The 20153-nt window shown below is 67.9% G+C and carries 20 protein-coding genes; 13 read left to right on the top strand and 7 right to left on the bottom strand.

Annotated elements, in window-relative coordinates; genetic code table 11:
* Positions 1–312: 312 nt before the first annotated feature.
* Complete coding sequence (gene pyk / locus PO605_RS04925; RefSeq protein WP_047473438.1) at positions 313–1749, top strand: pyruvate kinase; 1437 nt, start codon at positions 313–315, stop codon at positions 1747–1749.
* A gap of 139 nt (positions 1750–1888) precedes the next feature.
* On the opposite strand, the gene PO605_RS04920 is transcribed toward pyk, so the two are convergent.
* Both PO605_RS04920 and PO605_RS04915 read right to left on the bottom strand, forming a co-directional pair.
* Positions 1889–2473: a phosphatase PAP2 family protein gene (locus PO605_RS04920; RefSeq protein WP_047473436.1), complete on the bottom strand. Its 585-nt coding sequence runs from the start codon at positions 2471–2473 to the stop codon at positions 1889–1891.
* A gap of 12 nt (positions 2474–2485) precedes the next feature.
* Positions 2486–3262 carry a phosphatase PAP2 family protein gene (locus PO605_RS04915; protein ID WP_047473434.1) on the bottom strand — a complete coding sequence of 259 codons (777 nt, stop codon included), beginning with the start codon at positions 3260–3262 and terminating at the stop codon, positions 2486–2488.
* A gap of 93 nt (positions 3263–3355) precedes the next feature.
* Between PO605_RS04915 and PO605_RS04910 the strand changes: the two genes are divergently transcribed.
* The 3 genes from PO605_RS04910 to fba all read left to right on the top strand — a co-directional run bounded on the left by PO605_RS04910 (position 3356) and on the right by fba (position 6615).
* Positions 3356–4054: a response regulator transcription factor gene (locus PO605_RS04910; RefSeq protein ID WP_047473433.1), complete on the top strand. Its 699-nt coding sequence runs from the start codon at positions 3356–3358 to the stop codon at positions 4052–4054.
* A complete protein-coding gene (locus tag PO605_RS04905) occupies positions 4051–5421 on the top strand; it encodes a sensor histidine kinase (protein ID WP_047473432.1) in 1371 nt (456 codons plus the stop codon). The genes PO605_RS04910 and PO605_RS04905 overlap by 4 nt, the downstream gene beginning before the upstream one ends.
* 129 nt (positions 5422–5550) lie before the next feature.
* Positions 5551–6615 carry a class II fructose-bisphosphate aldolase gene (gene fba / locus PO605_RS04900; protein ID WP_013804528.1) on the top strand — a complete coding sequence of 355 codons (1065 nt, stop codon included), beginning with the start codon at positions 5551–5553 and terminating at the stop codon, positions 6613–6615.
* 56 nt (positions 6616–6671) lie between these two features.
* On the opposite strand, the gene PO605_RS04895 is transcribed toward fba, so the two are convergent.
* The gene (locus PO605_RS04895; protein WP_047473431.1) at positions 6672–7514 is read right to left on the bottom strand and encodes a sulfite exporter TauE/SafE family protein; all 843 of its coding nucleotides are present in this window, start codon (positions 7512–7514) and stop codon (positions 6672–6674) included.
* Positions 7515–7647: 133 nt separating this feature from the next.
* Complete coding sequence (locus tag PO605_RS04890) at positions 7648–8433, bottom strand: nucleotidyltransferase family protein (RefSeq protein ID WP_272206153.1); 786 nt, start codon at positions 8431–8433, stop codon at positions 7648–7650.
* 117 nt (positions 8434–8550) lie between these two features.
* Between PO605_RS04890 and tkt the strand changes: the two genes are divergently transcribed.
* The 4 genes from tkt (at position 8551) to PO605_RS04870 (ending at position 12498) form a co-directional block, all read left to right on the top strand.
* Positions 8551–10596, top strand: a complete 2046-nt coding sequence (tkt, locus tag PO605_RS04885) for a transketolase (protein ID WP_047475237.1) — start codon at positions 8551–8553, stop codon at positions 10594–10596.
* 109 nt (positions 10597–10705) lie between these two features.
* Positions 10706–11707 carry a type I glyceraldehyde-3-phosphate dehydrogenase gene (gene gap, locus PO605_RS04880; protein ID WP_012202871.1) on the top strand — a complete coding sequence of 334 codons (1002 nt, stop codon included), beginning with the start codon at positions 10706–10708 and terminating at the stop codon, positions 11705–11707.
* Between the two features lie 127 nt (positions 11708–11834).
* A complete protein-coding gene (locus tag PO605_RS04875; protein WP_047475235.1) occupies positions 11835–12068 on the top strand; it encodes a hypothetical protein in 234 nt (77 codons plus the stop codon).
* A gap of 70 nt (positions 12069–12138) precedes the next feature.
* The gene (locus tag PO605_RS04870) at positions 12139–12498 is read left to right on the top strand and encodes a tRNA-binding protein (protein ID WP_026062619.1); all 360 of its coding nucleotides are present in this window, start codon (positions 12139–12141) and stop codon (positions 12496–12498) included.
* 101 nt (positions 12499–12599) lie between these two features.
* Here the strand turns inward: PO605_RS04870 and PO605_RS04865 are convergent, their stop codons facing one another.
* Complete coding sequence (locus PO605_RS04865; protein WP_017406318.1) at positions 12600–13493, bottom strand: LysR family transcriptional regulator; 894 nt, start codon at positions 13491–13493, stop codon at positions 12600–12602.
* Positions 13490–13636, bottom strand: coding sequence for a hypothetical protein (locus PO605_RS04860; RefSeq protein WP_156136162.1), 147 nt, complete (start codon positions 13634–13636; stop codon positions 13490–13492). The genes PO605_RS04865 and PO605_RS04860 overlap by 4 nt, the downstream gene beginning before the upstream one ends.
* Between PO605_RS04860 and dkgB the strand changes: the two genes are divergently transcribed.
* Both dkgB and PO605_RS04850 read left to right on the top strand, forming a co-directional pair.
* The gene (dkgB, locus tag PO605_RS04855; protein ID WP_047475233.1) at positions 13635–14456 is read left to right on the top strand and encodes a 2,5-didehydrogluconate reductase DkgB; all 822 of its coding nucleotides are present in this window, start codon (positions 13635–13637) and stop codon (positions 14454–14456) included. The two genes, PO605_RS04860 and dkgB, sit on opposite strands and share 2 nt — an antisense overlap.
* Before the next feature lie 158 nt (positions 14457–14614).
* On the top strand, positions 14615–16294 hold the full coding sequence (locus tag PO605_RS04850; protein ID WP_016449826.1) for a long-chain-fatty-acid--CoA ligase: 1680 nt from the start codon (positions 14615–14617) through the stop codon (positions 16292–16294).
* Positions 16295–16362: 68 nt separating this feature from the next.
* On the opposite strand, the gene PO605_RS04845 is transcribed toward PO605_RS04850, so the two are convergent.
* Entirely contained in the window at positions 16363–17817 is a 1455-nt protein-coding gene (locus PO605_RS04845) for an L-lactate permease (protein WP_047475232.1), read from the bottom strand.
* A 143-nt stretch (positions 17818–17960) separates the two neighbouring features.
* On the opposite strand from PO605_RS04845, the gene PO605_RS04840 reads away from it, so the two are divergent.
* The 3 genes from PO605_RS04840 to PO605_RS04830 all read left to right on the top strand — a co-directional run bounded on the left by PO605_RS04840 (position 17961) and on the right by PO605_RS04830 (position 20146).
* Positions 17961–18452: an Lrp/AsnC family transcriptional regulator gene (locus PO605_RS04840; protein ID WP_016449824.1), complete on the top strand. Its 492-nt coding sequence runs from the start codon at positions 17961–17963 to the stop codon at positions 18450–18452.
* 81 nt (positions 18453–18533) lie between these two features.
* A complete protein-coding gene (locus tag PO605_RS04835; RefSeq protein WP_013804518.1) occupies positions 18534–19124 on the top strand; it encodes a TetR/AcrR family transcriptional regulator in 591 nt (196 codons plus the stop codon).
* A gap of 137 nt (positions 19125–19261) precedes the next feature.
* Positions 19262–20146, top strand: coding sequence for an NAD(P)-dependent oxidoreductase (locus PO605_RS04830; protein WP_047475230.1), 885 nt, complete (start codon positions 19262–19264; stop codon positions 20144–20146).
* Positions 20147–20153: the final 7 nt, after the last annotated feature.

Raw genomic sequence — 20153 nt, 5'->3', positions numbered from 1 at the left:
ATCAACTCCTTTAGAACGGCTCGGGCCATGAAGAGTGGATAGCGTTTAGAGTCTATGCAATCGTCCGGGATGCGACAGCTAAGAATGCGCTATGTACTGCCAGCTTGGCTGGCAGTATAGTTAGTGTTTGCTATTGATGATTGTCTTTGTGGGCATTGTTTTTGGGATGACGTCAGATTTACTTGAACATGACGTCAGTTTCACTTGTGTGTACGCTTCAGGCCCGCACCGCATGCCGGAATGTTGCCTTCATGTAACCGCATTCGTGTGAGAATTGAAACCCGATTACAAACCCTGAGCGAGAGACATTCCATGCAAGTGAGCCGTGCCACCAAGATCGTCGCCACCCTGGGCCCCGCTTCCAGCGACCCGCAACTGCTGGAACAGATGGTGCGCGAAGGCGTCAACGTGGTGCGCCTGAATTTCAGCCACGGCAAGGCGCAGGACCACATCGACCGCGCCACCATGGTGCGCGAGGCGGCCCAGCGCGCAGGCCGCGAGGTGGCCATCATGGCCGACCTGCAGGGCCCCAAGATCCGCGTCGGCAAGTTCGCCGAAGGCAAGGTCATGCTGGAGCCCGGCGCGCGCTTCGTGCTCGACGCATCGCGCACCGAGCCCGGCGACATCAACGGCGTGGGCCTGGACTACAAGGAACTGCCGCGCGACGTGAAGCCCGGCGACGTGCTGCTGCTCAACGACGGCCTGATCGTGCTCACCGTGGACCATGTGCGCGGCGACGAGGTGCACACCACCGTCAAGCTCGGCGGCGAGCTGTCCAACAACAAGGGCATCAACAAGCAGGGCGGCGGCCTGACGGCCCCGGCGCTGACGGCCAAGGACATGGAGGACATCAAGACCGCCATGAGCTTCCAGGCCGACTACGTGGCCGTGAGCTTTCCCAAGAACGCCACCGACATGGAGATGGCGCGCCAGCTGTGCAACGTGGCTGCGGCCCAGTACGGCCACAAGCCCGGCCTGATTGCCAAGATCGAGCGCGCCGAGGCCATTCCGCGCCTGGAAGAGATCCTGCATGTCTCCGACGGCATCATGGTGGCGCGCGGCGACCTGGCCGTGGAAGTGGGCAACGCGGCCGTGCCCGCGCTGCAAAAGAAGATGATCCGCATGGCGCGCGACATGGACAAGTTCGTGATCACCGCCACGCAGATGATGGAGAGCATGATCACCAACCCCGTGCCCACGCGCGCCGAGGTCAGCGACGTGGCCAACGCCGTGCTGGACGGCACGGACGCCGTCATGCTCAGCGCCGAGACCGCCGCCGGCAGGTACCCGCTGGAGACCGTGCAGGAAATGGCCAAGATCTGCACCGCCGCGGAAGCGGCCGAAGACCCGGACAGCGATGCCGAGTTCACCGGCCGCCAGTTCTCGCGCATCGACCAGTCGATCGCCATCGGCGCGCTGTTCACGGCCCACCACCTGGGCGCCAAGGCCATCGTCGCCATGACGGACAGCGGCTCCACCGCGCTGTGGATGAGCCGCCACCGCATCCACATCCCCATCTACGCGCTCACGCCCAAGATCTCCACGCAGCGCAAGATGGCCATGTACCGCAACGTGCGCCCCCTGCTCATGGACACCAGCGCCGACCGCGACACCGCGCTGGACCAGGCCGAAGGCCATCTGCGCGCGCGCAACATCGTGCAAAGCGGCGATGTCTACGCCATCACCTGCGGCGAGCCCATGGGCCAGCCCGGTGGCACCAACATGCTCAAGATATGTCGTGTGAACTAACCCCCTGAGGCGCTTCGCGCCTTCCCCCTCTCGCTACGCGGGGGGGACGACACCCTCGCGGCGGGGCGGCCCTTGCTCGGTGTCCCTCGTTTTGGGGAGCGCCAGTTTTATGTGCGGTGCGCTATGCCTTCGCCATGGTCTATTGGGACCTGCCTGAGTGGGTTCGTGCGTTGTAGGGCAGCAGGTTGGGCATGACGGCAAGGCGGCGCCACAGCGCGGCATGCCAGACCAGGGTGGCGCTGCAGATGCCCACGATGGCACCGCCGACCACATCGGACGGGAAGTGCACGCCCAGGTGCACGCGGCTCCAGCCCATGCCCAGGGCCAGCGACCAGGCTGACACCATGACCCAGCGGCGGTGGCGCGTGCCGCCCAGGGTCAGCGCCTGGGCCAGGGCAAAGGCGCCCGTGGCGTGCATGCTCGGAAAGCTGGACCGCAGCGCGTGATCCACCCATTGCACACCCATGCCCAGCTGGGCAGGACGCGGCGCTGGGAAGCCCCAGCGGATCAGCCGCGCCACGGCCCAGGCGGCCAGCATGGACAGCAGGGCCAGCACCAGCGTGCGGCGCAGGGCGGGCGAGCCGCGCAGCAGCCCGGCCATCACGGGAAGGGCGCACAGCGAGGGAAGCCAGGAGGAGATGGCGCGCGCCGCCTCGATCGAGATGGCGGGCGTTTGCGCGTTGGCGTTCAGCAGCGTGAACAGGGCGGGGTCCAGGGGCAGCATGGCAAGGCTCGATCAGGGTGCGGAAGGCGGAAGGCTGGCGGCGGGCCACAGGGAGTCAGGCGCGCTGTCCCGGGTCCGCAGCGCACGCGTGACCGCCAGGTCGAAGAGCCAGCCCGCCGTCCAGCACAGCCAGCCGGTCCACAGCGTGTGGCTCATGAAATGGGCGCCGCGCATCTGCTGGGCCAGGCCCATCGACAGGCCTGCGGCCAGCGAGACGGCCAGCCAGATCCAGGCTGCGCGCGGTGCATGGCGGCGCAGCGCGAAATACCCGGCCAGAAAGGCAAAGCCTGCCGAGGCATGGCCTGCGGGAAAGCAGCGCCCCGGCCCGCCATCGGCCAGGCCCAGCGACCAGTGCGAGACATGGCGCGCCACGCCGCCGAACTCGGCCAGGTCCCAGGGGCAACTGGTCGCGCTGGTGTACTTGAGCAGCGAGATCAGGGCCAGCGACAGCAAGATGCCCGCCACCAGCTGCACGCGCCGCCCGTGAGGCAGCAGGCGCAGCGGGCCGATGGGCCGCCAGACGCACAGCGTCAGGCCCAGCACCACCAGCCAGGCCAGGCGGCGTGCGCTTTCGTGGGCGATGTTCACGAAGAACCAGTCCGAACGCAGCGCAAAGCCATCGGCGTCGCCAAACCAGCGGGCCATGGCCAGGTCCAGGGCGCCGGCATCCCAGGCCAGGACCACGGCCAGCGCCGCCAGGGTCCACAGCAGGGTGCTTTTGAAGGAGGGGCCCTGCGCAGGGGCGGCGGAAAAATCTCGGGGTTCAGGTGTCGGCATGGCCGGCAGCATGAGAAGCGCGGCTTAAACCCGTCTTAACGCATGCCCCGGCGTGCGGCCATCGTCTGGCGCCGCAGCCGGCAGCGGCCATTGCACAATGCGAGCATGCGAATACTGGTCGTCGAAGACAATGCGGGCATTGCCGCAGGCCTGCAGGCCAATCTGCAACAGCGCCGCTATGCGGTCGACGTCTGCTCCACCGTGGCCGATGCCTGGCATGCGCTGGAGATGGAGCGCTTCGACGCCGTGCTGCTGGACCTGGGCCTGCCGGATGGCGATGGCAGCGAGATCCTGCGCCGCCTGCGGAGCCCGCGCCGCCCGGGTGGCGACAGCCACGCCCTGCCGGACCCCAACACGCCCGTGCTCATCCTCACCGCGCGCGACCAGGTGCGCGAGCGCATCGCCGGGCTGGACCTGGGTGCCGATGACTACCTGGTCAAGCCCTTCGACATCGACGAGCTGGAGGCGCGGCTGCGCGCCATGCTGCGCCGCGCAGGAGGCCAGGCGGCACCCGTGATCCGCCATGGCGAGCTGGAGGTCGACCCGGCCGCGCGCACCGTGCGCCGCGACGGAAAGCTGGTGGAGATGTCGCCGCGCGAGTTCTCGGTGCTCTGGGTGCTGCTGCAGGCGCGCGGGCGCGTGCTCTCGCGCCAGCAGATCGAGGAACATCTCTACAGCTGGGGCACGGCCGTGGAAAGCAATGCCGTCGAAGTCCACATCCACCACCTGCGCAAGAAGCTGGGCAATGCCAGCATCGTCACCATGCGTGGCGTGGGCTACTTCCTGCCCGTGGAGAACACATGAGCACCGCGCCGGACCGCCGCCCCTCGCTGATCTGGCATCTGATGGCCTGGATGCTGGGCGCGCTGGTCGTGGTCTGGGCCAGCTTCGTGGCGCTGGGCTACCAGACCGGCGTGCACGAGGCCGACGAGCTCACCGACGGCCACCTGGCCGGTGTGGCTGCGCTGGTGCTCAACCTGGAAGTCGCAGGCGCCGTAGGCCAGGGAGCAGCCACGCCCGTGCATGAGCCCCCCGGCCTCATGGCCCACGACTACCAGCAGTCGCTGAGCGTGGCCCTGTGGGATGGCTCGGGCCGGCTCATCTCGCGCACCGGCGATGCGCCCGAGCCCTTCTTCGACACCGAGCAGGGCTTTGCCACCCTGCGCCTGGGCCCGGAGCGCCGCGCCTGGCGCAGCTTCACCCAGTGGAGCCGCGACCATGCGCGCAAGGTCAGCGTGATGATCGAGCTGCAGGAGCGCGACGAACTGGCCGACGACATTGCCGGCCAGATGATCGAGCCCGGCCTGTGGCTGCTGCCCGTGGTGGCGCTGGCGCTGGGGCTGGCCATTCGCCGGGGCATGCGGCCGCTCAACGAACTCTCGCGCGAGGTGGAGCGCCTGGACCTGGCCCAGGCCGAGCGCGTCTCGCATCGCCACGCGCTGCGGGAATTCATGCCCGTGGTGAACTCCATCAACACCTTGCTGGACCGCCAGCAGGAGGCGCTGGAGCGAGAGCGCAGCCTGGCCAACGAAGTGGCCCATGAACTGCGCACGCCGCTGGCCTCCATCGCCTTGCAGGCGCGTGCCCTGGGCGATGCGCCGGCCGGTGCCATGGACGCACCGGCCCAGCGCCAGGCGCTGGCGCAGATAGGCCGGGACGCGCTGCATGCCGGCCATGTGCTCAGCCAGCTGCTGGCACTGGCGCGCGCAGGCCGCGCCATGCTGGCCGAGCCACCCGTGCCTGTGGACCTGGCCGCGCTGGCCCGGCAGGTGGTGGCCGCCCATGCGCAGGCGGCCTGGCAGCGCGACTGCAGCCTGTCCGTGCAGGCGCCTGAGGCACTGGGCGTGATGGGCAATGCCGTGCTGCTGGAGCTGGCGCTGCGCAATCTGGTGGAAAACGCCCTCAAGCACACGCCGCACGGCACGCAGATCGAAGTCCAGGCCGGGCAGGGGCCCGACGGCGAGGTCTGGCTGCAGGTCTGCGACGACGGCCGCCGTGACGGCGCAGAGCGCGCGACGGCGCCCGTGGACAGCCTGCACCTGGGCCACGAGATCGTGGCGCGCGTGCTGCGCGCCCACCAGGGAAGCTTTGGCGAGGCCGCGCCGCCCGAAGGCTTCACGACCTGCTACCGCATGGGAATGCCCGGGACAGGGTTGGCGGCAGCTGGTTAAAATCGCCAGTTACCAAGCGGTTACTGCCGCGATCCCCCGGCCGTGGCCCCGCAGCGCACCCATGACGCAGCGGCGGCTGCCATGCGGCAGGGGCATCCCCCTCTCAACAACTTGATACGGACCCTACACATGCCTCTCGTTTCGATGCGCGAACTGCTGGACCACGCTGCCGAAAACGGCTACGGTCTTCCCGCCTTCAACGTCAACAACCTGGAGCAGGTGCAAGCCGTGATGTCGGCCGCCGACGAAGTGGGCGCGCCCGTCATCCTGCAGGCCAGCGCAGGCGCCCGCAAGTACGCCGGCGAGCCCTTCATCAAGCACCTGATCCAGGCCGCCGCCGAGCAGTATCCCCACATCCCCCTGGTCATGCACCAGGACCACGGCACCTCGCCCGCCATCTGCCAGGGCGCGCTGAACCTGGGCTTCGGCTCGGTGATGATGGACGGCTCGCTGATGGAAGACGGCAAGACGCCTTCCTCCTTCGAATACAACGTGGACGTGACCCGCAAGGTCGTGGAAATGGCCCACAAGCTGGGCGCCACCGTCGAAGGTGAACTCGGCTGCCTGGGCTCGCTGGAAACCGGCATGGCCGGCGAGGAAGACGGCGTCGGCGCCGAAGGCGTGCTCGACCACTCGGCCCTGCTGACCGACCCCGAGGAAGCGGCCCAGTTCGTCAAGGCCACGCAGCTGGACGCGCTGGCCATTGCCATCGGCACCAGCCACGGCGCCTACAAGTTCACGCGCAAGCCCACGGGCGACATCCTGTCCATCCAGCGCGTCAAGGAAATCCACGCGCGCCTGCCCAACACCCACCTGGTCATGCACGGCTCCTCCTCCGTGCCCCAGGAGCTGCTGGAAATCATCCGCCAGTACGGCGGCGCCATGAAGGAAACCTACGGCGTGCCCGTCGAGGAAATCCAGGAAGCCATCAAGCACGGCGTGCGCAAGATCAACATCGACACCGACATCCGCCTGGCGATGACCGGCGCCGTGCGCAAGTTCCTGGCCGAGAACCCCGAGAAGTTCGATGCCCGCGAATGGCTCAAGCCTGCCCGCGAAGCCGCCAAGCAGATCTGCAAGGCCCGCTACATCGAGTTCGGCTGCGAAGGCCAGGGTGCCAAGATCAAGGGCTACACGCTGGAGCAGATGGCCGCCAAGTACGCTGCCGGTTCGCTGCAGCAGGTCGTGAACTGATCGGTTCCGTCCCCTTCAAAAAAGCCCGCCGGTCTGCCTGGCGGGCTTTTTTGCTTTCAGCGCGGCGCGGGGGCCGCAGCCGCAGCCGGTGAGCGCTGGGGCACGGCCATGGCCATCGCGTCATCGGGCACCACGGGCTGGGGGTGGCTGGCGTTCCAGCCGGACACCAGCAGGCTGGCGCCCGACAGCACCAGCAGCAGGCAGACCATCCATTCCACCAGCCGCTTGGGCAGGGCGGGCGGATGGCGCATGTGCAGCCAGGTCACCACCGTCACCACGGGAAAGGCCAGGGCTGCGGCCAGCAGCACGCTGGCGGTGATCTCGCCCTCCCAGGCCACCATCGCCAGGCGCAGCAGCGCGCAGGTGAGGAACATGGCAAACAGGCACTGGCGCACCACCAGGCGGTCCAGCGGCTGGCGGTACAGGTGGTAGACCATGGGCGGGCCCGGCGTGGCAAACAGCCCGCCCAGCAGCCCCGAGGCCACACCGGCCACCCACAGCGACACCGGCCCCGACACCTGCGCGTTGACCTGCTTTTGCAGCAACAGCAACAGCGCGCAGGCCACGATGGCCAGGCCCAGCAGCATGCGCAGCCCGCTCAGCGCATTGCCGCTGAGCCACTGCAGCAGCAGCACGCCGCCGATCACGCCGATGACGCTGCTGATCAGCATGGGCTTGAGCAGCGTCCACTGCGGCACCTGGCGGTGGGCGCGCAGGTAGGCCACGCCGTTGACCACGGACAGCAGGCAGGCCACGTTGGCCGCATCGCCAATGCCCATCAGGTGCGTGGCACCGGCCACGCCCACGAAGATCAGCCCGAAGGCAAAGCCCGTCAGGTTCTGGCAAAACGTGGCCAGGCCCACCAGGGCCAGGAACATCACATACTGGATCACACTCATCAAAAGGCTTTCTGGCGCGCCGCTGGGCCGAACCGGCGACGCTATCACGAAGCGCCTGCCGCTGCCTGCCGGTGCAGGGGGCAGGGCGCCGAGCGGCTGAGCAGCCAGGCCGCACTCACCGGCGCGCGGTGTATCAGCCCGGCGCGTTGAGGCGTTCCAGCCGCTCGGGCGTGCCCACGTCGGTCCAGCGGCCCGTGTACAGGCTGGCGCCCACCTGGCCGGCCGCCATGGCGCGGCGCAGCAGCGATACCAGCGGCACGCGGCAGCCCTCGGGGTTGCCGGGCGGGATGTCGCACCAGGGCTGGGCAAACAGCTCGGCGCGCAGCAGCGCAATGGTGCCGTAGGTCTGGCGCGGGCGGGCATCGCCCTCGGGCCAGTCGCAGGCCAGGCCCAGTTCGTCCACGCCGAAGTCGCCACGCCGATGGTGCTCGGGGTTGGGCACCAGCCACAGATGGGCCAGCCGTCCGCTGGCGGCAAATTCGCGGGCCGCCTCGAACGGGAAATCAAAGTCGGGCGCGTAGACATCGCCGGCCGCCAGCCAGAACACCGTGTCCAGAAGCGGCAGCGCGCGCGCAATGCCTCCTGCGGTCTCCAGCGCCTGCTCGGGCTCGGGGGAATAGGCCAGATGCAGCGGCTCGCCACCTGTGTCGGGCGCGAAGCGCTCCCCGAAGCGCGCGGGAATCTGCTCGCCCAGCCAGCCCGTGTTGACCACGGCGCGGCGCACGCCGGCCTGCGCAAGGGCCTGCAGGTGGTGCTGCAGCAGCGGCCGGCCCTGCACCTGCAGCAGCGGCTTGGGGCAGGTGTCGGTCAGCGGCCGCATGCGCTCGCCACGGCCTGCGGCCAGCAGCATGGCTGGTGGCTGCTCGGTGAGGAAAAGCGCCTTGGCGGCGGGGAACGGCTGGATGGGCGAGGCGGTCATGGAGCGCAACTGTAGACCATTGCCAGCGGCCATTGCCCCGCGCGCGGGAGCCAAAAACCCGCGTCCTTTAAAATAGCCGGCTTACTCTGATTACCCCCTCCTTCACGGAGCGCCCTGATGGCCAACACTCAACAAATGGCGAATGCGATCCGCGCACTCGCAATGGATGCCGTTCAACAAGCCAACTCCGGCCACCCCGGCGCCCCCATGGGCATGGCCGACATGGCCGTGGCACTGTGGAGCCGTCACCTCAAGCACAACCCCGTCAACCCGCAATGGGCTGACCGTGACCGCTTCATCCTGTCCAATGGCCACGGCTCCATGCTGATCTACGCGCTGCTGCACCTCACGGGCTACGCGCTGCCGATCGACGAGCTCAAGAACTTCCGCCAGCTGCACAGCAAGACGGCCGGCCACCCCGAAGTGGGCATCACCCCCGGCGTGGAAACCACCACCGGCCCGCTGGGCCAGGGCATCACCAATGCCGTGGGCTTCGCGCTGGCAGAAAAGCTGCTGGCTGCCGAATTCAACCGTCCCGGCCACGCCATCGTCGACCACCACACCTACGTGTTCCTGGGTGACGGCTGCCTGATGGAAGGCATCAGCCACGAGGCCGCGGCCCTGGCCGGCGCCTGGAAGCTGGGCAAGCTGGTGGCGCTGTACGACGACAACGGCATCTCCATCGACGGCAAGGTCGCCCCCTGGTTCATCGACAACACGCCCGCCCGCTTCGAAGCCTATGGCTGGAACGTGGTGCGCGACGTGGACGGCCACAACGTGCAGGCCATCGATGCCGCCATCGCCGCCGCCAAGAAGAGCAGCGACAAGCCCACGCTGATCTGCTGCAAGACCAGCATCGGCAAGGGCTCGCCCAACCGCCAGGACACGGCCAAGGCCCACGGCGAGCCCCTGGGCGCCGAGGAAATCGCACTGACCCGCGCAGCCCTGGGCTGGGAGCACGGCCCCTTCGACATCCCCGCCAGCGTCTACGGCGACTGGGATGCCAAGGCCGCCGGCGCCAAGGCCGAAGCGGCCTGGAACAAGAAGTTCGCCGCCTACGCCAAGGCCTTCCCCGAACTGGCTGCCGAATTCAAGCGCCGCATGGCCGGTGACCTGCCCGCCAACTTCGGCGAGATCGCCGCGCAGATCGCCTCCGACGCGCACGACGCAGGCGCCACCGTGGCCAGCCGCAAGGCCAGCCAGCTGGCCCTGGAGGGCCTGACCGCAGCCCTGCCCGAACTGCTGGGCGGCTCTGCCGACCTGACCGGCTCCAACCTGACCAACACCAAGAGCACGCCTTCGCTGCGCGTGGACGACAAGGGTGCCGTGGTCCTGACCGAAGACGGCAAGATCGGCCGCCACATCAACTACGGTGTGCGCGAGTTCGGCATGGCCGCCATCATGAACGGCATCGCCCTGCATGGCGGCTACATCCCCTACGCAGGCACCTTCCTGACCTTCAGCGACTACAGCCGCAACGCCATCCGCATGGCCGCGCTGATGAAGCAGCGCGTGGTCCACGTCTTCACGCACGACTCCATCGGCCTGGGCGAAGACGGCCCGACCCACCAGTCCATCGAGCACGCCGCCTCGCTGCGCCTGATCCCGGGCCTGGATGTCTGGCGCCCTGCCGACACCACGGAAACCGCCGTCGCCTGGACCGTGGCCCTGAGCCAGAAGAACAAGCCCACGGCCCTGCTGCTGTCGCGCCAGAACCTGGCCTACGCAGCCAAGACCGAAGACGCGCTGGACGACATCGCCTGCGGCGCCTACGTGCTGTCCGAGCCCAAGGCCGTCGGCCTGAACAAGAAGGCACAGGCCGTCATCATCGCCACCGGCTCCGAAGTGCAGCTGGCCCTGGCCGCCCAGAAGCTGCTGGCCGAGCGCAAGGTCGCCGTGCGCGTGGTCTCCATGCCCAGCACCACCACCTTCGACAAGCAGGACGCCAAGTACAAGAGCCAGGTGCTGCCGGCCAACCTGCCGCGCATCGCCGTGGAAATGGGCGTGACCGACTTCTGGTGGAAGTACGGCTGCGCCGCTGTCGTCGGCATCGACACCTACGGCGAATCGGCCCCCGCGCCCGTGCTGTTCAAGCACTTCGGCTTCACGGCCGAGAACGTGGCCGACACCGTGCAGGCTGCGCTGCAGCGCGCCGGCAAGTAAAGCTGCGAGAAGGGGCCTGTGGCCCCTTTTTGCCGCCCGCCAGGCCCGGCCTGGCCCTCACCGTTTCAGTTTTTCCGTTTTTCGCAATCCGTCAATCCAAGAGGCAAATATGACGATCAAGATCGGTATCAACGGCTTCGGCCGCATCGGCCGCATGGTGTTCCGCGCTGCCGTGCAGAACTTCAGCGACATCGAAGTCGTGGGCATCAACGACCTGCTCGAGCCCGACTACCTGGCCTACATGCTCAAGTACGACAGCGTGCACGGCCGCTTCAAGGGTGAGGTCTCGGTGGAGGGCTCCAACCTGATCGTCAACGGCAAGACCATCCGCCTGACGCAGGAGCGCGACCCCGCCAACCTGAAGTGGAACGAAGTCGGCGCCGACATCGTGATCGAGGCCACCGGCCTGTTCCTGACCGACGAGACCGCACGCAAGCACCTGGCTGCCGGCGCCAAGAAGGTCATCATGTCCGCGCCTTCCAAGGACAGCACCCCGATGTTCGTCTTCGGCGTGAACTGCAAGACCTACGCTGGCCAGGACGTCATCTCCAACGCCTCCTGCACCACCAACTGCCTGGCTCCCGTGGCCAAGGTGCTCAACGACAAGTGGGGCATCAAGCGCGGCCTGATGACCACCGTGCACGCTGCCACCGCCACGCAAAAGACCGTGGACGGCCCCAGCAACAAGGACTGGCGCGGCGGCCGCGGCATCCTGGAAAACATCATTCCCTCCAGCACGGGCGCAGCCAAGGCCGTGGGCGTGGTGATTCCCGAGCTCAACAAGAAGCTGACCGGCATGTCCTTCCGCGTGCCCACCTCCGACGTGTCGGTGGTGGACCTGACGGTGGAGCTGAACAGCGAAGCCAGCTACGAAGAGATCTGCGCCGAAATGAAGGCCCAGTCGCAAGGCGCGCTCAAGGGCGTGCTGGGCTACACCGAAGACAAGGTCGTGGCCACGGACTTCCGCGGCGAGTCCTGCACCTCGGTGTTCGATGCCGAAGCCGGCATCGCCCTGGACAAGACCTTCGTGAAGGTCGTGTCCTGGTACGACAACGAGTGGGGCTACTCCAACAAGTGCCTGGAAATGGTGCGCGTGGTCGCCGCCAAGTAATCCTGGCGCGAACCCCTGCGGGGCCTGTCGAAGGGCCTCGCACCAGGCCGGCATCGGACGCGATGCCGGCCTTTTTCATGGAGGCTGCGAAACTGGCGGCCTGTTCATCTCCTGTGATTCGACCGCCATGCAACCCGCCCTTTGCAGCGTCTGCAACAAGGACCCGACGCAGGAACCCGGCCCGCTGCACGGAGCCTGGCTGTGCTTTGCCGACCATTGCGCCGAGCAGGCCGACATGCTGTCCCATCCGCAGGGACTGGCCTATTTCTGCTCTGTGCATCTGCCGGCGGCGAAGGCCCTCACGCATTTGCCGCAGCAGGAAGCGATGGCACGGCTTGCGCATGCCTGCGCGCGTTCGTGAGCCCGCCACTGTCCCGCACTGCAAGCGTTGCTCGACAAAGCCGGCACCGGCGGCGCGGCATCATGGCCGCATGACTACTTCATCCGCATTGCACGAGACCATTGGCTTTGACGACTTCCTCAAGGTGGAGCTGCGCGTGGGCCGCATCGTGGACGCCCAGGTGTTCAAGGAGGCGCGCCGCCCCGCCTATGTGCTGCAGGTCGATTTCGGCCCCGAACTGGGCCTGCGCAAGTCCAGCGCCCAGATCACGGCGCTGTACCGGCCCGAGGAACTGATAGGCCGCCAGGTGGTGGCCGTGCTGAACTTTCCCAGCAAGCAGATCGGTCCCATGCGCTCGGAATGCCTGGTCACGGGATTCCACAACGAGAACGGCGAGGTCGCGCTGTGCGTGCCCGACCGCGAGGTGCCGCTGGGCACCAAGCTGCTGTGACGGCCTTGCGGACTATTCGATGCGCGCGCCGGCCGCCTTGACGATGCGGCCGGCTGCCTCCCAGTCGTTCCCGGGGCGGCGCCGGAATGCGACGCCACCTCTCAACCTGCCGCCATGCGCTGCGCGAGAAAGTCCAGGAAGGCCGTGATGCGCGCGGCCAGCGCCGTGTTGCGGTAGTAGACGGCGTGGATGGGCTGGCGCTGCTGCACGGTCTCGCGCGCCAGCACCTGCACCAGCTCGCCCTGGGCGCGGTCTCGCACGGTCATGAAGTCGGCCAGGCAGACCACGCCCTGGCCGGCCAGGGCCAGCTGGCGCATGGTCTCGCCGCTGGAGGCCGTGAGCTGGGGCGCGGCATCCCAGCGGTCGCCGCCCTCGGGCGTGCGCAGCGGCCAGTGGTTCAGGCCCGGCACCTGGCTGTTGCCGATGCGCTGGTGGCGCGCCAGCGCGGCCACGCTCGCCACGGGCCCATGGGCCTGCAGGTAGGCGGGGCTGGCCAGCACGCGCAGCAGGCTGTGGCACAGCAGCCGCGCATGCAGCGTGGAGTCGCGCAGCTCGCCGATGCGGATGGCGATGTCGGTGCGCTGGGCCAGCAGGTCGATGTGCAGGTCATCGGTGTTCAGCTCCAGCGTGATCAGCGGATAGAGCGCGCGGAACTCACCCACCAGCGGCACGATGGCATGCAGCATGAAGGGCGAGGCCGCGTTGACGCGCAGCAGCCCGGCCGGCGCCTCACGGCGCGCGGCCAGTTCCTCCTCGGCCGCGTCCAGGGCCTGCAGCACCTCGCGCGTGCGGGCCAGGAAGCGCGCGCCTTCCTCGGTCAGCTCCAGGCTGCGCGTGGTGCGCCGCACCAAGGTGGTGGCCAGCTTTTTCTCCAGGCGCGACAGGCTGCGGCTGATGCCTGAGGTGGTCTGTCCCAACTGCTCGGCCGCCGCCGTGATGCTGCCGCAGTCGATCACGGCGCGAAAGGCCTGCAGTTCGTCCAGCGTGGTTTTCATGGGATGCCAGCTTGGCGCAATTGTTGCTGCAGCGTCAAATATTTTCTGCCGATACCAGGCTTTATCTGCAAGCGTGAACGCGCCAGACTGCAGTCTTCGAGGCGTTGTTCCGCGCCTTTTTTGCCTTTTTGAAAGACCTGCATGACATCGACTGCCTCTCTCGCTTCCGTGGTGCCCGCCTTCGGCCTGGGCACCTTCCGCCTCAAGGATGAGGTGGTGCGCCACTCCGTGGGCCAGGCCCTGGAAGTGGGCTACCGCGCCATCGACACCGCCCAGATCTACGGCAACGAGGCCGATGTGGGGGCCGCCATCGCCGCCAGCGCCGTGCCGCGCGATCAGCTGTTCCTCACCACCAAGATCTGGACCGAGAACCTGTCCGCCGACGCGCTGATCCCCAGCCTGGAGCGCAGCCTTGAAGCCCTGCGCACCGACCATGTGGAGCTGACGCTGATCCACTGGCCTTCGCGCAGCGTGCCGCTGGAGGACAGCCTGGGCGCCCTCATGCGCGCCAGGGAGCAGGGGCTGACGCGCCACATCGGCGTGTCCAACTTCAACATCGCGCTGCTGCAGCAATCCATCGTCGCCGTGGGCGCCGCGAACATCGCCACCAACCAGATCGAGCTCAGCCCCTATCTGCAAAACCGCGCCGTCACCGACTTCGCACGCCAGCAGGGTATCCACACCACCTCGTACATGACGCTGGGCTACGGCAAGCTGCTGGCCGATCCCGTGCTGGCCGACGTCGCCGCCGCCCGCGGCGCCACGCCCGCCCAGGTGGCTCTGGCCTGGGCCATGGCCATGGGCTATGCCGTCATCCCCTCGTCCACCCGGCGCGCCCACCTGCAGGCCAACCTGGACAGCTGCCAGCTGGTGCTGGGCGCCGAAGACATGCAGCGCATCGCCGCGCTGGAGCGCGGCGACCGCCAGGTCAGCCCAGACGGGCTGGCTCCGGCCTGGGATTGAACCGCGGTCGTGACGGAGGGCCTGGGCGGCCCGGCGAGCTTTGACCTGGAGCAACGCAATGCGGACCCTAGGGGTAGTACTAGGGTTATCACAGTATCGAACGACCGTGCTTTTTATGAGAATGCACGATTAGTCGAGACAACCAGGAGACAAGCAGCATGAGTGACCGCCCATGGCTGGGTGCCTATCCGGCAGGTGTGCCCGCCGACATCGATCCCTCCCAATACCCTTCGCTGGTGGCCCTGATGGAGGAGGCCTTCAGCCGCTACGCGGACCGTGTGGCCTATTCCTTCATGGGCAAGGAGCTGACCTACTCCCAGGTCGATGCGCAAAGCCGCGCCTTCGCTGCCTATCTGCAGAGCCTGGGCCTGGCCCGCGGCGACCGCGTGGCGCTGATGATGCCCAACGTGCCCCAGTACCCCGTGGCCGTGGCCGCCGTGCTGCGCGCCGGTTTCGTGGTGGTCAACGTCAACCCGCTGTACACGGCGCGCGAGCTGGAGCACCAGCTCAAGGACTCGGGCGCCAAGGCCATCGTCATCATCGAGAACTTCGCCCACACGCTGCAGGCCTGCAAGGCCGCCACGCCCGTGCAGCACATGGTGCTGTGCACCATGGGCGACCAGCTGGGCATGCTCAAGGGCGCCATCGTCAATTACGTGGTGCGCAAGGTCAAGAAGCTGGTGCCGCCGTTCTCGCTGCCGGGGGCCGTGCGCTTCAACGACGCGCTGGCCAAGGGCATGCGCTCGCCCTTCCAGGCGCCGCAGCTGCAGGCCTCCGACATGGCCCTGCTGCAGTACACGGGCGGCACCACGGGCGTGAGCAAGGGCGCGGTGCTGCTGCACAGCAACATCATCGCCAACGTGCTGCAGTCCGAGGCCTGGAACCAGCCCGCCATGGGCAAGGTGCCGGCCGGCGAGCAGCCCACCAGCATCTGCGCGCTGCCGCTGTACCACATCTTCGCCTTCACGGTGAACATGATGCTGTCCATGCGCACGGGCGGCAAAACCATCCTGATTCCCAATCCGCGCGACCTCAAGGCCACGCTCAAGGAACTGTCCACGCAGCGCTTTCACAGCTTCCCGGCCGTGAGCACGCTGTTCAACGGCCTGGCCAACCACCCGGACTTCAACACCGTGGACTGGTCGCACCTGAAGGTCTCGGTCGGCGGCGGCATGGCGGTGCAAAGCGCCGTGGCCCAGCTGTGGCTGCAAAAGACCGGCTGCCCCATCTGCGAGGGCTACGGCCTGTCGGAGACCAGTCCCTCGGTCAGCTGCAACCCCGTCACCTCCACCGAGTTCTCGGGCACCATCGGCGTGCCCCTGCCCAGCACCTGGATGAAGCTCGTCGATGACGAAGGAAACGACGTGACCACCATCGGCGAGCGCGGCGAGGTCGCCATCAAGGGCCCGCAGGTCATGGCCGCCTACTGGCAGCGCCCCGACGAAACCGCCAAGGTCTTCACCGCCGACGGCTACTTTCGCACCGGCGACATCGGCACCATGGACGAGCGCGGCTACTTCAAGATCGTGGACCGCAAGAAGGACATGGTCCTGGTCAGCGGCTTCAACGTCTATCCCAATGAAGTGGAAGACGTGGTCTCCAACTGCCCCGGCGTGCTCGAATGCGCCGTGGTCGGCGTGCCCGACGAGAAGACCGGCGAGGCCGTCAAGCTGGTCATCGTGCGCAAGGACGACAGCCTCACCGAACAGGCCGTGCGCGACTTCTGCCACGACAACCTCACGGGCTACAAGCGGCCCCGCGTGATCGAGTTCCGCACCGAACTGCCCAAGACCCCGGTCGGCAAGATCCTGCGCCGGGAGCTGCGCGACAGCAAGTAACGCGGGCGGCTTGCCGTGTTTGCAAAGAGGCGCTGCGGCGCCTCTTTTCATTGGGAGGGAACACGTCTTCAGAACACGCCCAGACCCGCCATGACCAACGCCGCCAGCGCCGCCAGCGCCACGGCCGCCGCATTGAGGCAGGCCAGCGCAAAGCCGAAGCGCACGAGTTCTCCCTCTTCCTGGGCATTGGTCCGTGCCAGGCCCAGCACCAGCATGACGATGGACAGCGAGCCCAGGGCCGCATGACCGGCGGCGCTGTTGTGCACGGCGGCCAGCAGCAGGCGCGAGGACTCGGGCAGCAGGGCGATGGCGGGCATGAAGATCGCGTTGCCGCCCACGTTGGAGCCCGTCATGTAGCCGGCCAGCGCGCCGAAGGCCGCCACGATGGGCGCCAGGGCAGCGGGCGCCAGTTCGGCCAGCAGCTGCACCAGGCCGGACAGGAAACCGGCCTTGACCATCATCTGGGACATGGCCAGAAAGAAGAAGATGGTCAGCAGCGGGCGCTTGGCGCGGGCGGCCAGAGCACCAGCCAGGGCAACGCCACGGCCGGCCCCGCGCGCCAGCAGCAGTGCCAGCACCAGGGTCAGCGCCACGCCCGGGGAGGCCAGCGGCTTCCAGGCCACCTGAGCGCCCTGCACGATCCAGCGCTGGTCCCACTGCGTGGCCAGGGCCAGCAGCTTGAGCAGCACGATGGCAAGGGCGAGCGCCAGATACGGCCAGGCCTGTCGCGGCCAGCCGAGTGCCGCCTGGGCCGTGCCGCGCAGCAGCAGTGCGCGTACCAGCATGCCCAGCGCCACCGCAAAGCCCGCGCCCACGCCCGCCACCTCGGGACCCAGCCAGCGGCTGATGCCATGCAGCACGCCCACGAACAGCAGGCCAAAGCCGCCCAGCAGCAGCCAGGCCCGCGCACCGCGCTCGCCGGCCAGGTGCAGGGACAGGGCGCCCAGCACCAGGAACACCGGCGCGCTGGTCAGCGAGGACACAGCGGCCAGCGCGGCCGCATCCACATGGGCCAGCGAGGCACCGATCACCGTGGCCAGGCCCAGCGTGCCCCAGGGCATGATGGCCATGCCCGCCAGCGCCATGCGCAGTGCGGCGCGCCGCTCGAACAGGCTCAGCAGCAGCGGCACGGTGGCGATCAGCGACACGCCAAAGCCCGTCATCGCCTCCAGCAGCGGCGCCAGGCCCAGCACGATGAACACCACCTGATCGGCCGGCCCCAGGCCCAGCGAGCGCACCCACTGGCTCAGCGCCTGGTTGACGCCCATGCGTTCGATGAGGATCACGAAACCCAGGCCCGGCACGATCACGAAGGCCGTGCTCAGGAACAGCACGCCCGTGTCGCGCGCTGCGGCCAGGGCGGCGCCGGAAGCGGCGGTGCCCGTCGCCATCCAGGCATCGACCAGCCACAGCAGGGCGACCAGCGCCGCCCCGGCCATGGCCGCCTGCACAGGCGGGCGGCGCAAGACCATGAGCATGGACATCACAAGAAACACGGGAGACAGGTGGAGCAGGGTGGCCATGGGATGGGCTTTCTCGGCAGGCAGGTCCGCATGCGTTGGATGCGGAAAACGACGAAATACTATTTCGCGGCACCTGTTTTTTGGTCTCTGAATTGAGGGTGTTTGCGAGAAAATTTCTCACCCTCCAAAAGTCCTCGCTTCCCATGACCAAGCACACCGCCCACCCTGCACACCTGGCCGATCTGGACGGCTTCGACCGCGCCATCCTGGCCATCGTCCAGCGCGACAGCACGGTGCCGCTGCGCCTGCTGGCCGAGCAGGTCAACCTGTCCACGGCCGCCGTGCAGCGCCGGCTCAAGCGCATGCAGGCCGAAGGCGTGATCACCGGCCAGGCCGCCACCGTGGACCCCACGCGCGTGGGCCGGCCCATCACCATCATCGTGGAGGTCATGACCGAGCGCACCAGCATCGATGCGCTCAACGCCATGAAATCGCACTTCGCCGTGCCAGAGGTCCAGCAGTGCTACTACGTCACGGGCGAGGTGGACTTCGTGCTCGTGCTCACCGTGGCCACCATGCAGGAGTACGAGGCCCTGGCGCGGCGCCTGTTTGCCGAGAACCCCAACGTCAAATGGTTCAAGACCATCGTGGCGCTGGACCGCGTGAAGGTCGGGCTGGAAATTCCCTGCGAGTGAAGGCCCTTTGGCGCAATCTTGACAGCCGCTAAACGGCCGCCTACATTGAATGGAATGATCGTTCCAATTCAGTGAGCCACCATGCGCACCAAGGACTTCGACCCCGATGACATTGCAGACGCCGCCATGCAGGTGTTCTGGCAGCGCGGCTACGCGGCCACCTCGGTGCAGGACCTGGTGGACGGCACGGGCCTGTCGCGCAGCAGCCTGTACGGCACCTTCGAGAACAAGCAGGGGCTGTTCCAGCATGCGCTGCGCCGCTATGAGGCCGTGACCACCTCCAACGTGGAACTGCTGTCCGGCCCGGGACGCGCCCGGGACCTGGTGCGGCAGCTGCTGCTGCGCATCGTGCAGGACGAATTGAGCGATGCCGGGCGTCGTGGCTGCCTGGTCGCCAATGCCGCGCTGGAGCTGGCCGGCCATGACGAGGCCGTCGCCGAGAGGGTGGCCGGCAACTTCCAGCGCCTGCAAAAGGCGCTGGAAAAGCTCATCCTGCGCGGCCAGCAGGAAGGCGACATCACCGACAGCAAAAAGCCGCGCGCCCTGGCGCGCTTCGTCCTGAACACCGTGCAGGGCCTGCGCGTGCTGGGCAAGGGCAGCAGCGCGCCGCAGCGCCGCCAGTGCCTGATGGATGTGGTCGACGTGGTCGACATGGCGCTGCAGGCGCAATAGCCGGCCACCCGCCACCCGCCGCGCGCATGTCGTGCCGTTGCGGGTTTTTATTTTCCTTGAATTGGAATGATCGTTCCAGTAATGCGGATCTCAGTTTTCCGCGTCTGTTTCACTCTCTCATCACCCCAGGAGCTCCCATGCATACAAACCTTCAAACCACCATTGCCGTGCTCGGCACGGGCCTGATCGGTGCGCCCGTCGCGCGCAACCTGCAACGCAAGGGCTTCACCGTCCGCGCCTGGAACCGGACGGCCGCCAAGGCCCAGGCCCTTGCGGCGGACGGCGTTCAGGCCTGTGGCGATGCGGCCGACGCCGTGCGTGGCGCCCGCATCGTCGTCACTGTGCTCAAGGACGGGCCGGCCGTGCTGCAGGCCATGCAGGCTGCAGCGCCCGCATTGCAGCCGGGCACACTGTGGCTGCAACTGAGCACGGTGGGTGTGGATGCCATCGCGCCGCTGGCGCAGTTCGCCGATCGGCATGGCCTGGTGTTCTACGACTGCCCCGTGCAGGGCACGCGCCAGCCGGCCGAGCAGGGCCAGCTGGTCATCCTGGCCGCAGGCCCGCTGGCGCAGCGCGGCCAGGCGCAGCCGGTGTTCGATGCCATCGGCAAACGCAGCCTGTGGATTGCGCAGCAGGCAGGCGCCGCCAGCCGGCTCAAGCTGGCGCTCAACCACTGGGCCTTCGCACTCACGCATGGCCTGGCCGAAAGCCTGGCGCTGGCCAAGGGGCTGGACATAGAGCCGGCCCTGGTGGTCGATGCCGTCACGGGCGGGCCCATGGACAGCGGCTTCTTCCAGGCCAAGGCCGCTGCCATGCTGTCAGGCCGCTACGACGCCAGCTTCACCGTGGCCAATGCCGTCAAGGACGCGCAACTGGTGGCCGATGCCGCCGCCGGCGCAGGCCTGCTGCTGGATGGCGCCCAGGCCGGGCTGCGCCGCTTCGAACGCGCGCTGGCCGCCGGGCATGGCGACAAGGACATGGCGGCATCCCACCTGGCATCCCATCCAGCCTCCCATGCCTGAGATGCGC

Source organism: Delftia sp. DT-2 (assembly GCF_028401915.1).
In the GTDB taxonomy this organism is placed as follows: Bacteria; Pseudomonadota; Gammaproteobacteria; order Burkholderiales; family Burkholderiaceae_C; genus Comamonas; species Comamonas tsuruhatensis.
The sequence above is the reverse complement of the archived record's forward strand: the minus strand, read 5'-3'. Positions and strand labels throughout refer to the sequence as shown.

Bases quoted from the DNA above. Each gene is read 5' to 3' on its own strand.
- PO605_RS04865 (WP_017406318.1), bottom strand. From the start codon at position 13,493: ATGAAAACCACGCTGGACGAACTGCAGGCCTTTCGCGCCGTGATCGAC.
- gap (WP_012202871.1), top strand. From the start codon at position 10,706: ATGACGATCAAGATCGGTATCAACGGCTTCGGCCGCATCGGCCGCATG.
- PO605_RS04835 (WP_013804518.1), top strand. From the start codon at position 18,534: ATGCGCACCAAGGACTTCGACCCCGATGACATTGCAGACGCCGCCATG.
- PO605_RS04875 (WP_047475235.1), top strand. From the start codon at position 11,835: ATGCAACCCGCCCTTTGCAGCGTCTGCAACAAGGACCCGACGCAGGAA.
- PO605_RS04845 (WP_047475232.1), bottom strand. From the start codon at position 17,817: ATGGCCACCCTGCTCCACCTGTCTCCCGTGTTTCTTGTGATGTCCATG.
- PO605_RS04915 (WP_047473434.1), bottom strand. From the start codon at position 3,262: ATGCTGCCGGCCATGCCGACACCTGAACCCCGAGATTTTTCCGCCGCC.
- tkt (WP_047475237.1), top strand. From the start codon at position 8,551: ATGGCCAACACTCAACAAATGGCGAATGCGATCCGCGCACTCGCAATG.
- pyk (WP_047473438.1), top strand. From the start codon at position 313: ATGCAAGTGAGCCGTGCCACCAAGATCGTCGCCACCCTGGGCCCCGCT.
- PO605_RS04890 (WP_272206153.1), bottom strand. From the start codon at position 8,433: ATGACCGCCTCGCCCATCCAGCCGTTCCCCGCCGCCAAGGCGCTTTTC.
- dkgB (WP_047475233.1), top strand. From the start codon at position 13,635: ATGACATCGACTGCCTCTCTCGCTTCCGTGGTGCCCGCCTTCGGCCTG.
- PO605_RS04840 (WP_016449824.1), top strand. From the start codon at position 17,961: ATGACCAAGCACACCGCCCACCCTGCACACCTGGCCGATCTGGACGGC.
- PO605_RS04920 (WP_047473436.1), bottom strand. From the start codon at position 2,473: ATGCTGCCCCTGGACCCCGCCCTGTTCACGCTGCTGAACGCCAACGCG.
- PO605_RS04895 (WP_047473431.1), bottom strand. From the start codon at position 7,514: ATGAGTGTGATCCAGTATGTGATGTTCCTGGCCCTGGTGGGCCTGGCC.
- PO605_RS04860 (WP_156136162.1), bottom strand. From the start codon at position 13,636: ATGCAGGTCTTTCAAAAAGGCAAAAAAGGCGCGGAACAACGCCTCGAA.
- PO605_RS04905 (WP_047473432.1), top strand. From the start codon at position 4,051: ATGAGCACCGCGCCGGACCGCCGCCCCTCGCTGATCTGGCATCTGATG.
- PO605_RS04870 (WP_026062619.1), top strand. From the start codon at position 12,139: ATGACTACTTCATCCGCATTGCACGAGACCATTGGCTTTGACGACTTC.
- PO605_RS04910 (WP_047473433.1), top strand. From the start codon at position 3,356: ATGCGAATACTGGTCGTCGAAGACAATGCGGGCATTGCCGCAGGCCTG.
- PO605_RS04850 (WP_016449826.1), top strand. From the start codon at position 14,615: ATGAGTGACCGCCCATGGCTGGGTGCCTATCCGGCAGGTGTGCCCGCC.
- fba (WP_013804528.1), top strand. From the start codon at position 5,551: ATGCCTCTCGTTTCGATGCGCGAACTGCTGGACCACGCTGCCGAAAAC.
- PO605_RS04830 (WP_047475230.1), top strand. From the start codon at position 19,262: ATGCATACAAACCTTCAAACCACCATTGCCGTGCTCGGCACGGGCCTG.